The sequence below is a fragment of the Acinetobacter sp. LipI_19 genome (genome assembly GCF_058242925.1).
Map to the genome: position 1 here is coordinate 2,662,892 of NZ_JBZAYK010000001.1, position 12,629 is coordinate 2,675,520.

General features: G+C 34.6%; 16 protein-coding genes and 1 other RNA gene. 7 read left to right on the forward strand and 10 right to left on the reverse strand.

The genetic code is table 11. The features are described 5' to 3' along the window. Positions 1-666 precede the first annotated feature (666 nt). Entirely contained in the window at positions 667-1,530 is an 864-nt protein-coding gene (locus tag AC4CVF_RS12970; protein ID WP_490789572.1) for a hypothetical protein, read from the forward strand. Between the two features lie 5 nt (positions 1,531-1,535). Continuing rightward, complete coding sequence (locus tag AC4CVF_RS12975) at positions 1,536-1,781, forward strand: hypothetical protein (protein ID WP_336953919.1); 246 nt, start codon at positions 1,536-1,538, stop codon at positions 1,779-1,781. Here the strand turns inward: AC4CVF_RS12975 and AC4CVF_RS12980 are convergent. The 4 genes from AC4CVF_RS12980 to AC4CVF_RS12995 all read right to left on the reverse strand — a co-directional run bounded on the left by AC4CVF_RS12980 (position 1,775) and on the right by AC4CVF_RS12995 (position 4,917). Beyond that, positions 1,775-1,978 (reverse strand): hypothetical protein, encoded by a 204-nt coding sequence (locus tag AC4CVF_RS12980; protein WP_490789573.1) that lies wholly within the window; start codon positions 1,976-1,978, stop codon positions 1,775-1,777. The genes AC4CVF_RS12975 and AC4CVF_RS12980 overlap by 7 nt on opposite strands. 67 nt (positions 1,979-2,045) lie before the next feature. After that, positions 2,046-2,429, reverse strand: coding sequence for a GNAT family N-acetyltransferase (locus tag AC4CVF_RS12985; protein ID WP_490789574.1), 384 nt, complete (start codon positions 2,427-2,429; stop codon positions 2,046-2,048). Positions 2,430-2,635: 206 nt separating this feature from the next. Next, positions 2,636-3,958: a Xaa-Pro aminopeptidase gene (gene pepP / locus AC4CVF_RS12990; RefSeq protein WP_336953922.1), complete on the reverse strand. Its 1,323-nt coding sequence runs from the start codon at positions 3,956-3,958 to the stop codon at positions 2,636-2,638. 326 nt (positions 3,959-4,284) lie between these two features. Then, complete coding sequence (locus AC4CVF_RS12995) at positions 4,285-4,917, reverse strand: UPF0149 family protein (protein ID WP_336953923.1); 633 nt, start codon at positions 4,915-4,917, stop codon at positions 4,285-4,287. Between the two features lie 64 nt (positions 4,918-4,981). Between AC4CVF_RS12995 and AC4CVF_RS13000 the strand changes: the two genes are divergently transcribed. The 3 genes from AC4CVF_RS13000 (at position 4,982) to ssrS (ending at position 6,101) form a co-directional block, all read left to right on the forward strand. Then, a complete protein-coding gene (locus AC4CVF_RS13000) occupies positions 4,982-5,533 on the forward strand; it encodes a hypothetical protein (RefSeq protein WP_336953924.1) in 552 nt (183 codons plus the stop codon). 2 nt (positions 5,534-5,535) lie between these two features. Next, positions 5,536-5,820: a cell division protein ZapA gene (locus AC4CVF_RS13005; protein WP_336953925.1), complete on the forward strand. Its 285-nt coding sequence runs from the start codon at positions 5,536-5,538 to the stop codon at positions 5,818-5,820. A 99-nt stretch (positions 5,821-5,919) separates the two neighbouring features. Continuing rightward, a non-coding RNA gene (gene ssrS / locus AC4CVF_RS13010) (6S RNA) lies at positions 5,920-6,101 on the forward strand. Positions 6,102-6,806: 705 nt separating this feature from the next. Here ssrS and AC4CVF_RS13015 read toward each other — a convergent pair. From AC4CVF_RS13015 to AC4CVF_RS13025, 3 genes are all read right to left on the reverse strand, one after another. Continuing rightward, positions 6,807-7,271 (reverse strand): hypothetical protein, encoded by a 465-nt coding sequence (locus AC4CVF_RS13015; RefSeq protein ID WP_490789575.1) that lies wholly within the window; start codon positions 7,269-7,271, stop codon positions 6,807-6,809. Positions 7,272-7,521: 250 nt separating this feature from the next. Then, on the reverse strand, positions 7,522-7,737 hold the full coding sequence (locus AC4CVF_RS13020; RefSeq protein WP_336953927.1) for a hypothetical protein: 216 nt from the start codon (positions 7,735-7,737) through the stop codon (positions 7,522-7,524). A 212-nt stretch (positions 7,738-7,949) separates the two neighbouring features. Then, a complete protein-coding gene (locus AC4CVF_RS13025) occupies positions 7,950-8,858 on the reverse strand; it encodes a LysR family transcriptional regulator (RefSeq protein WP_490789576.1) in 909 nt (302 codons plus the stop codon). A gap of 97 nt (positions 8,859-8,955) precedes the next feature. Here AC4CVF_RS13025 and AC4CVF_RS13030 point away from each other — a divergent pair, with 97 nt between their 5' ends. Further along, a complete protein-coding gene (locus tag AC4CVF_RS13030) occupies positions 8,956-9,933 on the forward strand; it encodes an alpha/beta hydrolase (RefSeq protein WP_336953929.1) in 978 nt (325 codons plus the stop codon). Between the two features lie 172 nt (positions 9,934-10,105). Here AC4CVF_RS13030 and AC4CVF_RS13035 read toward each other — a convergent pair whose 3' ends face one another. Both AC4CVF_RS13035 and AC4CVF_RS13040 read right to left on the reverse strand, forming a co-directional pair. Then, complete coding sequence (locus tag AC4CVF_RS13035; protein ID WP_336953930.1) at positions 10,106-10,246, reverse strand: hypothetical protein; 141 nt, start codon at positions 10,244-10,246, stop codon at positions 10,106-10,108. 378 nt (positions 10,247-10,624) lie between these two features. Next, complete coding sequence (locus AC4CVF_RS13040) at positions 10,625-10,846, reverse strand: hypothetical protein (protein WP_004722098.1); 222 nt, start codon at positions 10,844-10,846, stop codon at positions 10,625-10,627. Between the two features lie 505 nt (positions 10,847-11,351). On the opposite strand from AC4CVF_RS13040, the gene AC4CVF_RS13045 reads away from it, so the two are divergent. Then, on the forward strand, positions 11,352-11,522 hold the full coding sequence (locus AC4CVF_RS13045) for a hypothetical protein (RefSeq protein WP_336953931.1): 171 nt from the start codon (positions 11,352-11,354) through the stop codon (positions 11,520-11,522). 384 nt (positions 11,523-11,906) lie between these two features. Here AC4CVF_RS13045 and AC4CVF_RS13050 read toward each other — a convergent pair whose 3' ends face one another. Then, the gene (locus AC4CVF_RS13050; RefSeq protein ID WP_336953932.1) at positions 11,907-12,614 is read right to left on the reverse strand and encodes a response regulator; all 708 of its coding nucleotides are present in this window, start codon (positions 12,612-12,614) and stop codon (positions 11,907-11,909) included. Positions 12,615-12,629: the final 15 nt, after the last annotated feature.

Here is a 12,629-nt window from a genome sequence, read left to right on the forward strand (position 1 = left end):
CTTACCCTTATACCCATTGCAATATGAGAAACTCACGGTTGGGCATTAAAAATTCAACAAAATGAACAACAAATTTTAGTCAGAAAAAACAGGTGGTTGAAATTTAGCTTTTGCACTTAATGAGTCAGCCTTATATATAAGCGGTGCCTTAGGTGCCGGTATTGGTAGAATATTCTTTTATTTCCAAGTTCCATTATTTTTACTGCCCAAGCTTGCCAGCGCTGTTGTTTTTATTGATTTTATTTATCACTTAATTGTATTTTAAATGCTTAAAAACTCGATCACTCAATCGATTTACTAAAATAAGGTTTTAACTACAAAAATAAAGAATAAATTACATCCAATAAAGACCCCAAATAAAAACCCGCTATAGACTAAGCAATTCACCATGCGATAATAATCATATAATTTAATTTAATTTAATTTAATTTAATAATAAATTTAATTAGCAATTAAAAATGTTTAATTAAAAACAAAACATAATAAATCTATATAAAAATTTAAAAACTTCAATTCCACTCAAATACAATTAACATAAAATATCCATTAAATATAAAATAAAAAATGTAATTATTAATATTTTGTATCAATTAAACTCCCCTCAGAATTGCATCATAAATCTAATTTTGATAAAAACTTAAATACAAAAAACTTGAGCATGCATTCATGAAAAAAATTAAAATATTGGGTGTTGTTTTATTTTTATTAAATTCAACAGCATATACAGATAATCTAAATATTAAATCATATGACACCTTTAAAACGGTTGAGCATATATCATCAGACACAACAATACAGTCTCAATTACGAATAGTTCTGGGTCAAGATTATTCAAAGTTTTATCAAAATATAGAAACTTATGCTTCTCCATACAAACTAAAAACTGCTAATGCACTTTATTATGAAGGAAGAAATAAAGAGGCTACAGCCTATTCAGCAGCGACTATTTATGAGGATGGAAGAATATTTGCTGCGACATTTGATCAGGAAAATAATATTCTAAAATATTTTACAAATGATGCTAGCTGTACAACAGATTTACACCCAACAATCAAAGCCTTTTCAAAACAATTTATCACTCCTAAAATTGTTTACGCTAATTCAAATAACAATTCAATTCTTAGATTTAATATTAATCAAAAATCCAACTGTAGCTCCTATATTACGCCATCAACTCAACTACAAAGTAAAATTAAATCAAGAGCCTTCGGTAATCAAGAAGCTGCAAGAAATGTTGCAACAGATATATGGAATGCATCTATTGCAAATTCTTGGGATTATAATGAAGAAATTGGAGTAGTTTTATCACAAGCAATCAACGCTATTAAAACTTGTTCTGCTAATTTTAATTTAGTACCAAAGCCACCTGGATATGGATCAGCTCGTGGACTTAAATATATCGGAAAATATTTCACTAACATCTTAGCTTATATTACTGGTGTTAAAACACAACCAATATATAAAACTTGTATTGTCACAGTAGCAGCGAGCTATAGAACAGCTATGCAACTTGCCTCATTAGGAATATAGCTAAATTGAGCTTATCAATTTGGATTATACTATTCTTTATTAATTCATTATTTTGGAAATGGGTTATCTCTTGGGGTGGTGCAGAATTGATTAAAGGCTGGAAAGCTGGTCTATTTTTTGATTGGCTTGTTGCAGATTTAAATACTGAACAAATTAGAGCCTATGCTTTATTGGTTTGGATAGTTTCAGGAATTTGGTTCCTTGTAGGAATTTTTATGCCTGAACTTAGATTCTATAGTTTGAGTCAATAAAAAACGATTGTCCAATCAAGTGATAAAAAATTCATTCCAGCAGGTTGGCGATCTATAGGAGTATGGCTATATTGAATAAAATCTTTTAGGCCTTGCTCACCAAAATGTAGGTGGATAACGTCTAATTGCTGGCTTGTTAATTGAATATTCTTATTTCTGATGTTACTTGGCTGAAATGCCAACAAAGAACAGGACATTACTGTCAAAAAAGTTGCAATAAAACTGAATCTCATATGTATCACTATGATTTACCCTTATTTCTATTTAAATATTTTTATTTATTTCAATCATAAAACCTAGACAATCTCTCTTATTATCTCCCAAAGCTGGAAATATAGCCCAATGCTTTAACAAGGTTATTTCAGTAAATCCTGTTTCAATCAGAACCTTTCGTGATTTCACATTTTCTGCATCATAAAAAGTCTCAATTCTTTTAAGCCTACTGTTATTTTTTAAATAGACAATGACAGCAGTGATCGCCTCTCTCATAAAGCCCTGCCCTTGAAACTCACTTGCAAGCCCAAAATGAATTTCGCCATAATCTCCTTTGTGAATAAACATCACGAGCCCTATGGCTAAATTGGTTTTGCGCTCGCCAATAATCCAAGCAAAATCTTTATCATTATTCTCCCATTTTGACCACTCCAATTTTCGAACATACACTTCGTTTGCTCAATATTGGCATGGGGTAACCTTTGTAAGTATTTCGAAGACTCCCTGTCTCCGCAATACTCATTAAAAATTGAGATTTCATCACCTTCAACAAACTTTCGTAGAATCAAACGATTTGTTTCTACTGGCTTAACTAAAACGCTGTAAGTATCCATACATACTCACCTTTTAAATTGAAAAACTTATTCTGACTTTGCCATCAATGCTTCAATCTCTTCAATCGACTTCACCACATTTTTAGTCAAGACCAAAGGACCCTGTTCAGTTGCAACCACATCATCTTCAATTCGGATACCAATACCACGCCATTTTGCATCCACTGTTTCATCATCAGGTGCAATATATAAACCGGGTTCTACAGTAACAACCATACCCTGCTCATAGCTACGCCATTGACCATTTTCATCTTTATATGCGCCAACATCATGCACATCCATACCGAGCCAATGCCCTGTACCATGCATATAAAACTGACGATAGCGTTCAGATTCAATAATTTGATCGACATCACCTTGCATAATACCAAGGTTGACCAAACCTTCCACCATGATCCGTACTGCAACATTATGCGGTTCTTTATAAGAATGACCGATTTGAATTGCATCAATCGCAGCAATTTGTGCATCTAAAATAATTTGATATAGCGCTTTTTGTTCAGGACTAAACTTACCATTTACAGGAAAAGTACGGGTGATGTCTGAGGCATAGCATTCATACTCAGCAGCCGCATCAATCAACACCAAATCACCATCTTTTAAGGGTTGATTGTTCTCAACATAATGTAAAATACAGCCATTTTTCCCACCACCCACAATACTGTTATAGGCAGGTACACAACCCTTCTGACCAAAGATATAATTCAACTCAGCTTCTAAAGCATATTCCATCATCTCAGGATGAACTTTTTGCATGGCACGCATATGTGCATCTGCACTGATATTTGAGGCGATTTGCATCAATTCAATTTCTTGAACCGACTTATGCAAACGCATTTCATCTAAGATTTGATCAAGTTGAATCAACTGCGCTGGAACGCCAAAACCACGTCCAGATTCATTGGCTTTGGTGATCCAAGTACTGACCTTGGCATCAAAATCTGCACGTTGACCAATACGATAGAATAATTTTTCTTTATTTAAAATTTTGGCAATAATTTCTTCATCAAGCAAATCAATCGCATAAGCTTCATCCGCTTCATAATCATCAACCGCACCATCGATTCCAGCGCGGTAACCATTCCAGATTTCCATTTCACGATTACGTTCACGACAGAACAAGCTATAGATATATTCCTCACCTGCTTCGTCTGTTTCTATCACTGCGACTGCTTGTTGTTCCGCGAAACCAGTTAAATAGAAAAAGCTACTGTCAGCACGAAACTTATAATCTGCATCTCGGTTACGCATGACTTCTGGACTGGTTGAGATAATTGCAATGCTATTGGGACCCATTTGTTCAGCGAGGCGGTCACGACGTTCCTGAAAATCTGCTTGAGTTAATTTCATTCTCTATTCAGCTTGTATTTCAGATGATTAATTTGGAAGAAGCTTTAACTTACAATTACGCTTAGATGAATGCAAATACTGATGATTCAATATCTGCATTTTTTAAAGTAATTGTATTATTACTCTCGTTCTGCGCTAAACCTCGACAACAGAACAAGGGAAACATTCCAGGCTAAAAAAATTAACCCTTTGCTGCACGACTTGATTCAACTTCTATATTTTCAAAGTTAATAACCTGACGCCGCAAAGGGAGCTGTAAAACCAAGTACTCATCAAACAGATGATGTTCTTAAAGTTTAAGTTTCTTAGCTTGCTTTATCTTAGTTTTAGCTTGGACGATGTGGAGTAAACATCTCTACAACATTGTTGCTTTCAGAAGCATCAATCGCTTGTTTCATTTTGCTATGAAAATTTTGTAATAGAGGGCTTTCAGATACTGGAACTTTTTTTCGTCCCATTGATAATGACACAGGGATCAAGCGTACAAATTCATACAATTCAAGATAGCTTGCTTCCCCCTCGTCATCGTCATCTGATTCATCAAACTCAACAGACGCTACATCTTGTAAACTTTCAATGAGCTCTTGTTCATCTGCACGAATATGACCAGAAGCCAATCCAAAGCCAAGTACAACCCCAGCACACCAATCTGCCAATGATTGCACACGCTCTGCCAAAGTATGCTCATCATCTGGGAGCATCGGAAGATAGTCTAAATCATCATCCGAAAGTGCATGTGACACATCCTCAGCTTCTTCTGACAATAGCGCAAGCACTTCATCGTCTAATTTTGGAACATCAAGCGTAGATAAAATTTGTAACCATTCATCTCGAGTTGGAACTTCAGTAACACAAACTATACCTGTCAGTATGCCATGTAACTCACTCGGGCTTGAAATTTCCTCAATCCCCTCAAAATTTTGATTCCAATCTGACCAACCTGAAATATCGTCTTGCATTCGTTTATCCAATCTCTATACTTCTGTATATATTACCTTTGATTGCAAATCTGTGCGACCCGTTATGTTAGAACAATTACAGCGTCTACAGACGCATATTGGTGTTTTAAAAACACGAATTGAAACTGTTGAGAAAGAAAATGCATCGCTGTTAAAAGAAAAGGATAACAGCGAAGAGCAAGCTCATGCTCAAATTAGTCATAAAAATAGCATTATCACCCAAAAACAAGATGAAATTGATACGCTCACTGAGCAACTCTCTCAGTTACAAAATCAGTTTCAACAGCTCAATACAGATGCCACATCTTTGGCGGAGCGTTATGGGCGTTTGGAAAAAAGCTGTACCGATTTAAAAAATCGTTTTCAGGAAATTTTAGCTGAACGTAATGAATTACGCGTAGTCAAAGAAAAGATGGCAAATGAACAGCGCCATCACTTACAAGATATCAAAAATCTTCAAGATGAGCGTGAACGTTTAATTCAAAAAAATGAGCATGCCAAAACAAAAGTAGAGGCCATTATTCAACGTCTTTCGATTTTAGGGACTGAACAAGATCATCATGCGCAAGAAATCCAACAGCTTGCTCATCCATCAGAGTCTAATGAGGAAGTATGAGTATGTCTGAACATGTGACTGTAGAATTACGCTTAATCGAACAAAGTTTTCGTTTAGGCACCACAACAGATAAGCAACCAGAACTAGAACGTGCGGGTCGACTTTTAAACGAAAAGTTTCAAGAGTTTCGCCGTAAAGCACCCAATGTTGAACATAATAAATTGGTAATCATGGTGGCTTTAGAACTGATGCAAGAAGTTTTAGGCATGAATAAATCGTTACAAGAATATGCACAATGCGAACGTTTATTAGAAACAATGCTAGAAGATGTTGAAAAAGCGGGATAAACCGCTTTTTTTCGTGCAATCAAGTGGCTTTTTTTCATTGTATTTATAAATTTTGAGCGTTGGTGATTTGCCACAATCCCCAAATTATGTATACTTAATATAACTCTAGGGTGTTCGCCAGTACGTCTATTCCCCTGCCGATACTTAAACTTATGGATGTGTTCTGTATATTTTGAGTGTATGCCCACCTTGAGTGGGAAACCCATTAAGTGTACGTCGCGTCCACCTTGAACTCATCGGGTTCAGGGTAACGACCATGCAGCGGCATCTCTGGAGTGTTTTATTTTAAATAATAACAATAATTTATGTGGTTTTAATTTGTTTTAATAAATCGTTTCAACTTATCCCATTTAATGCTTTGTATTCTTCATCCTTGTATTCTTCATCCTTAAGAATTGAAACAAAATCATCTTTGATTAGAATTCATCACTTTACTGGCACTAAAAGCATTTTTATTATTAGTGAAGTTAATAATGAAATGATTTGGATGATCTAGACTCAAAGCTAGGTCAATTCCTAAACTCATTACAGCATTGAGAATATTCATTTTCTGTATAACAAAAAATGATTTCATTTAATTCACCAAAAAAACCCAATTAAATATTCACTGCGTTTATGAAAAAATCAAAAGTGGATTACCATCACTACGTCCACTAGAGCTGAAATATAGCTATACCCTACATGAGCTTGGTACTTAAACTTATGTTACTATCTCTGAATTCTTATGATGTCTAAGCTTAAGAGAAATATAGGAACAACACCAATCCTAGAATGATCAAAGATATGATTAGCCATACATTTATACAATTAAAACTTTTAATGAAATTCCACATTTTGCTATCCCTTAGAAATGGCTAAGGAATTCTACTTTTTGGAATTTAATTTAAAAATTATAAATTAGTCTGAGCTACAAAAAAAATCGACTGTAAAATAAGTATTTAAATATATGGCAATTATCCTAATATATTCATTTAAACACCTAATATCTATAGACATTCTTTATAGTTTATTGTAAAGCTTTTCAAAAACTCACCTTTAGCATTATTTAATTGATAAACAATATTGCCTTGTGTGGTTTTTTTAAAGACATCAGACTCAAATAAATCACTTTTACTACAGATGTTATTTTTGGTCAGATTTTTATACTTGTTTTCATCAAATTTCTCTGTTAAATCTTCTGTAGACTCAATCCCCTTTAAATCCGATATCAGCAACAATCCATTGCTGGTTAATCTAATTCTAGAAATGCTGGCTAAGTCATCTGTTCGATCAGGCTTAATTTGCGAAAAATTATAATTAATCACTTTGACTAAATCATTATACAGTTCGAGATTAATGATATTGAATTGATTATCAACTGCTCTAATTTGCAAAAAAGGTTGGTCTAATGAGCTCTGAGCTTTCAATTCAGCACATAGTAAAAAACTGAGTATAAATAATAAATTTCGCAACTTGTTTCTCCTCATCAACAATCCATCCATTGAAGTAAAACACTGCAAATACAAGTTTAAACTGCTGTATTACTAAATTCACGATAGCAGAAATACTCAATTTGTTATGTATACAACCAAAAATTGTTGCTGCTAACGTGTATATTCATCCTTTGTTCATTGAAAGAAAAAGTTAGATGCTGAATAGATTCAAAAATCTATTCTTTCATACACTAAAAAGCCCACCTTTCGATGAGCTTAAGTCTAAAAATTATGAGTTATTCCACTCATTAGAGTGAACACCCAACTCATCATCACCTGTCATCAGAACTGCTGTTAAAATTGGAACTGCTAAAATAACAGGGAAGAGAACAATCCATAGATCAATGGATAGCTGATTCGAAAAAACAAAATGAATCACGATCGCGATTAAAGCCAATATTCCAAACAAAATACTTGCGAATCGAGTGGCAAATTTTGAAAGCATTATTTATTCCCCTAGTAATTAAAAATTTTCACTCTAATAGTTATGTCCTATTTTTCGAAATTAAGCAAAGTACTTTGACAAAAACCCTAAAAAAAATATGGATTTCTATAAAATACTTTTTATTTTTTCCTTAGAGGTGAATAACTTCGGTTCTACAATCACATCTTTTTTGTCAAGCTTTCTTCAACAATTGGGAAAATGCATAATAAATATCAATAACCCAATGAATCACGAAGCATATTGATAAGCGCCTTAAGTGTAGTGGATACATGACGATAACCTGGATAGTAAAGGCTAAGACCACGATAAATTGGGCTAAAATTTTCCAAAACAATACTTAATTGTTGCATTTCCACAGCGTTTTTCACCAAATGATCAGGCACAAATGCGATACCAATGCCATCTATTGCAGCGTCAACCATTAATGTTTGATCTGTAAGTGTCAGTGGGCCTTTGACGTCTATCTTTTCAATAATGCCATTCATATCAAATTCCCATCGAAAGATTAAGCCACTATCAAAACGGAAACGAATACAATCATGTTCATAAAGATCATGCGGAACAAGTGGCGTGGAATTTTTTAATAAATAGTCAGGTGATGCGACAGCAACAAAGCGTGCGGTTTCAGTCAAACGGATTGCAACCATCTCTTTAGGAATATCATCTGCAAGCCGTATGCCTGCATCAAAATTTTCTCCAACGATATTGGTTAATTTACCATCACACACAATATCTAAATGAACCAATGGATAATGTTGTAAGAACTTTCTAAGAACGGGCTTTAAAACCAACCTAACTGCCCCTTCACTGGCATTAATTCTAAGTACACCACTCGGCTGATCTCTAAAATCATCTAAATGATTCAGCGCATTTGAAATATTTTCCATGGATGGTCGAAGTGAATCAACCAATTTGATTCCAGCATCAGTCAAAGAAACGCTACGTGTGGTTCGATTAAAAAGCCGAACATTTAAGCGGCTTTCCAAACCTTTTATAGCATGACTAATTGCTGAAGGTGTGACGTTTAACTCGACCGAAGCTGCACGAAAGTTTCGATGAGAGGCCACAGATAAAAAAATGGTTAAAGCAAAGAGTTCACCGCTTTTCAATTGATGAGCCATTTTCACTATTCTATAAAGTTTTATGAGATTGTTCTCAATAATATATTTATATAGGCTGAATGAGTACTCAAAATTGATGATGATAAGGAAAATTACAATGCCCAAACATGGTAACTATGCTGTAGAAAAAATAACATTTGATTCACATGGCGATGCCGTAGTTGGCGATTTATATAAACCAAATACTGATGGGAAACTCCCTGTTATTATCATTCTTGGGCCATATTCTTTTCAAAAAGAACAGGCACCCACTCAGTATGCGACACGTTTAGCAGATGAAGGTTTTATCACCCTCGCATTTGATCCAAGAACTGTGGGCGAGAGTCAAGGCATGCCACGACGTCTTGAAAATCCAAAAATGAAAAATGAAGATGTCATTGCTGCAATTGATTACATCTGTACCCGTAACGATATCGATACCGATAAAATATTTCTATTAGGAGTTTGCCAAGGTGGACCTGAAATGCTAGATATCGCTTCTTATGAAGATCGTGTCAAAGCCGTTGTTTCTGTTACTGGATACTATCGAGATAAAGAAACTGATTTATTTATGCTTGCGGCAGGTGTTACAGCAAATCCATTTGATGTTGAATCTGCACCTACGATCGAAGAGTTAGAAGCACTATTAGCGATCCGTTTAGAGAAAGCACATAATGCCAAAATACTTTATGAAACAACAGGTGAGGTGATCTATCAACCCTTAGTATCGCCAGACCTTGGTGATCGCGTCAAAGGCTCGAATGCAGGTTTACCTGGTCCAATTATATGGAGTTGGTATGGAGCATGGACGCTAAAAAACTGGGAGAATCGCTACGCGATTATGAGTGATCTTGATCATTTTTCTTATTCAACTGTAGCGGGTGTTGCAAAATTAAAGAAACCTGCGCTTATCATTCATTCAGATACCTGTATGAATCCAGCAGCGGCCCGTCGTCATTTCGAGTCAATTCCAACATCAGATAAAAAGCTTATCTGGGAAAATGGAACCAATCATTTCCAGTATTACGAACAACCTGACATTGTTGACAGAACAGTTGCACATGCAACGGATTGGTTTAATCAACATCAAAATTAAGTCCGAATCGCTTTAGCTCTGAGCTATCAAAACAAAGCCCTTTAAAGGGCTTTTATTGCCGAAGCTTGTTGTTACTTTACAGTACACTTTTCTAGATTATGTTTTCCATTGCGTTAAACAAATGAAAAAACCACCTACTTGGTGGTTTTTCATTAAAAAGTTAGTTTAATACTTATGCTAAGGACTCTTTGTGAGCATCCTCTTTGGTTTTCGCTAAATTTTTGCCCTTGGTTTTTTCAGCATTATTTTTATGAGACCGATAGTAATAAGCAATTGCAACGCCTGTCCCTAATAATGCTACTGTCTTAAACATGACACACCTCATACTGAATTGAATAACGTGTATTAGTGATACCATCAAATTCTACATAAAGTATTTCGATATGTGAGTTATGCAAGTTTGTGTGAAACTTTATTACATTTAATTTCAGAAATATAAGTAATTCATAGAATTTTCAGTATCATGCGTGATTGAAAAAAATCCCCCATGTAACCAAACAGTCACATGATAAGTTTTTATCATTTAAACATTCCTTTTCAGTTCAATTATTTTAAAAATGTACAATATTCATCAATAAAAACAGATTAAAAACGATGGCTTAATTTTTAGTGTTCAAGCATCCAGGATATGCTTTTCGCCCATAAAAAAAGCCCATCTAGCGATGAGCTTTTTTAAAATATCTATTACGAGTTATATCGCAATTCGATAGAGTTGATTTTGGTTAAGATAGAAAGATGAACCATCAATATTAAATTGACGATCGTCACCAGATTCTAACTCAATCTTTTTCCCTACTTCGACCCAACTCATACCAGTGCGGTTGCTTTGTTGTCTTTTTAAAGGAACGATCTTTACGCGAATTTCATCGCCATTTACTGCAGAGGCTATTGTCCAGCCATTTAAAATATTCATTTTTCACTCAATTGTTTTGAGCTTTTGCAAACAGAGAAGTATTTAACTATTAAGACCAACAGATATATTTTTGGAACTAACGATAAGAAGGCATCTAACCTTAATTTAAACTTTTGATATTTACATCAGCTTGATATTGCAGAAGTCAGAGTTGAAGCCAACCTTCAAGTCTTGCTTATATATTAAGCACATCTACTTTAGTATTTTCCATACTACGCTAAAGCAATATAATATGCAACTTAAATAACATTTAATTATTTTAAATTAAAAATAGCATTTTATATAATGGCTTTGTGATGTTTATGTACGTGGCTGTATTTACAAATTATTTATATCGCCATTTAAAACAATACACTACAAACATTTGATATTTTTATAAATATATTTTGTCGATATAAACTCAGTCTACCGAACATATCTCCACATATGGCTCTCACAACTACCTTAGTGTAAGTAAATTTAAAGACTACTATACAGACTCACTTCACAATTTAAGAAGACTAGAATGTCATTTAAAAGTTTTTCACAAAATTCAACTCAAGCAAATTCAGATACTAAAAACGTTGAGCAAACTCCACCTAAAGATGCACCTCAAGCAACACCAGGGGCGACACCTCCTAATCCAAATCAGGACAATAAAGAAGTGAAAAAACCTGATACAACTCAACCTAAATAATATCTAAAGCTTAATCTAAAAAACTTACCGATGTTCGGTAAGTTTTTTTGTGTTTTTTATAAAACTATAATTCATATAAAAAATCAAGATTATCACAAGATGTAAAAAAGCCCACAAAAATGCGGGCTTTTAGATCGGCATGCTGCGAACTCATGCTCAGCGTTAACTGCTTAGGTTTTAAATCTATTTAGAGGGAATACGCAATTCCTGTAACAACCTAAACACTTCCGTTTCGCTTACGGATTCGATCAAAGCTAAGGTAACACAAATCAGTAGCTTAAACTGGATAAAATATATTTCATTACGCTTTATTTATTAAACTATAATTGCACCAAATTTAGACTGTGTGTTTCACAACTATAAAGATACAGTTAGACGTAAAATTTATCCCACAAAGCGTAGCCCTACGCCTGGTTCAGTTACAATATATTTGGGTTGTACAGCATTATCATTCAGTTTTCCACGTAATTTGGCCACCAAAATTCGTAGATAGTGGGTATCTTCCTGATGGGTTGGACCCCATAAATCACTCAAAATCTGAGGTTGAGTAATCAACTGACCTTTGTGCTGAGCCAATAAAGTGAGAAGTTGATATTCTTTTCGGGTTAGAGAAATAAGTTGCTGGTTTAAAAATACTTGTCTTTGGGCAAAATCAATCTTTAAAAACCCATCATCAAAAAATGCTGACTCCACAGCAACGTTTTGAAATTGTCTGAGCAACACCCGAATCCGAGCCATAAGCTCCTGAACACTAAAAGGCTTGGTCACATAATCATTGGCTCCAGCATCTAGCAATTTGACTTTTTCCTCTTCATTGGAACGTACTGACAAAACAATCACAGGGACATGCGACCAAGCCCTTAACTCAGATAAGACCTCTAAACCATCTAAATCCGGCAGTCCTAAATCTAGAATAATTAAATCAGCTCCCTGTAAAGCCAAAAGCTCTAAACCCTTTTGTCCATTTTCAGCCAACAGTGTCTTATAACCCTGCGCTCTAAGTGCAATATCAAGAAACTTACGAATTTGAGTTTCATCATCAATAATCAACACATTGGTCATGGAGCTTGTCGATACATTTTGTTCTGGCATGCTTTTTCCTAAAAT

Coding starts and splice junctions, on each gene's coding strand:
- AC4CVF_RS12970 (WP_490789572.1), top strand. CDS start 667: ATGAAAAAAATTAAAATATTGGGTGTTGTTTTATTTTTATTAAATTCA.
- AC4CVF_RS12980 (WP_490789573.1), bottom strand. CDS start 1,978: ATGTCCTGTTCTTTGTTGGCATTTCAGCCAAGTAACATCAGAAATAAG.
- pepP (WP_336953922.1), bottom strand. CDS start 3,958: ATGAAATTAACTCAAGCAGATTTTCAGGAACGTCGTGACCGCCTCGCT.
- AC4CVF_RS12995 (WP_336953923.1), bottom strand. CDS start 4,917: ATGCAAGACGATATTTCAGGTTGGTCAGATTGGAATCAAAATTTTGAG.
- AC4CVF_RS13000 (WP_336953924.1), top strand. CDS start 4,982: ATGTTAGAACAATTACAGCGTCTACAGACGCATATTGGTGTTTTAAAA.
- AC4CVF_RS13005 (WP_336953925.1), top strand. CDS start 5,536: ATGTCTGAACATGTGACTGTAGAATTACGCTTAATCGAACAAAGTTTT.
- AC4CVF_RS13020 (WP_336953927.1), bottom strand. CDS start 7,737: ATGCTTTCAAAATTTGCCACTCGATTCGCAAGTATTTTGTTTGGAATA.
- AC4CVF_RS13025 (WP_490789576.1), bottom strand. CDS start 8,858: ATGGCTCATCAATTGAAAAGCGGTGAACTCTTTGCTTTAACCATTTTT.
- AC4CVF_RS13030 (WP_336953929.1), top strand. CDS start 8,956: ATGCCCAAACATGGTAACTATGCTGTAGAAAAAATAACATTTGATTCA.
- AC4CVF_RS13035 (WP_336953930.1), bottom strand. CDS start 10,246: ATGTTTAAGACAGTAGCATTATTAGGGACAGGCGTTGCAATTGCTTAT.
- AC4CVF_RS13040 (WP_004722098.1), bottom strand. CDS start 10,846: ATGAATATTTTAAATGGCTGGACAATAGCCTCTGCAGTAAATGGCGAT.
- AC4CVF_RS13045 (WP_336953931.1), top strand. CDS start 11,352: ATGTCATTTAAAAGTTTTTCACAAAATTCAACTCAAGCAAATTCAGAT.
- AC4CVF_RS13050 (WP_336953932.1), bottom strand. CDS start 12,614: ATGCCAGAACAAAATGTATCGACAAGCTCCATGACCAATGTGTTGATT.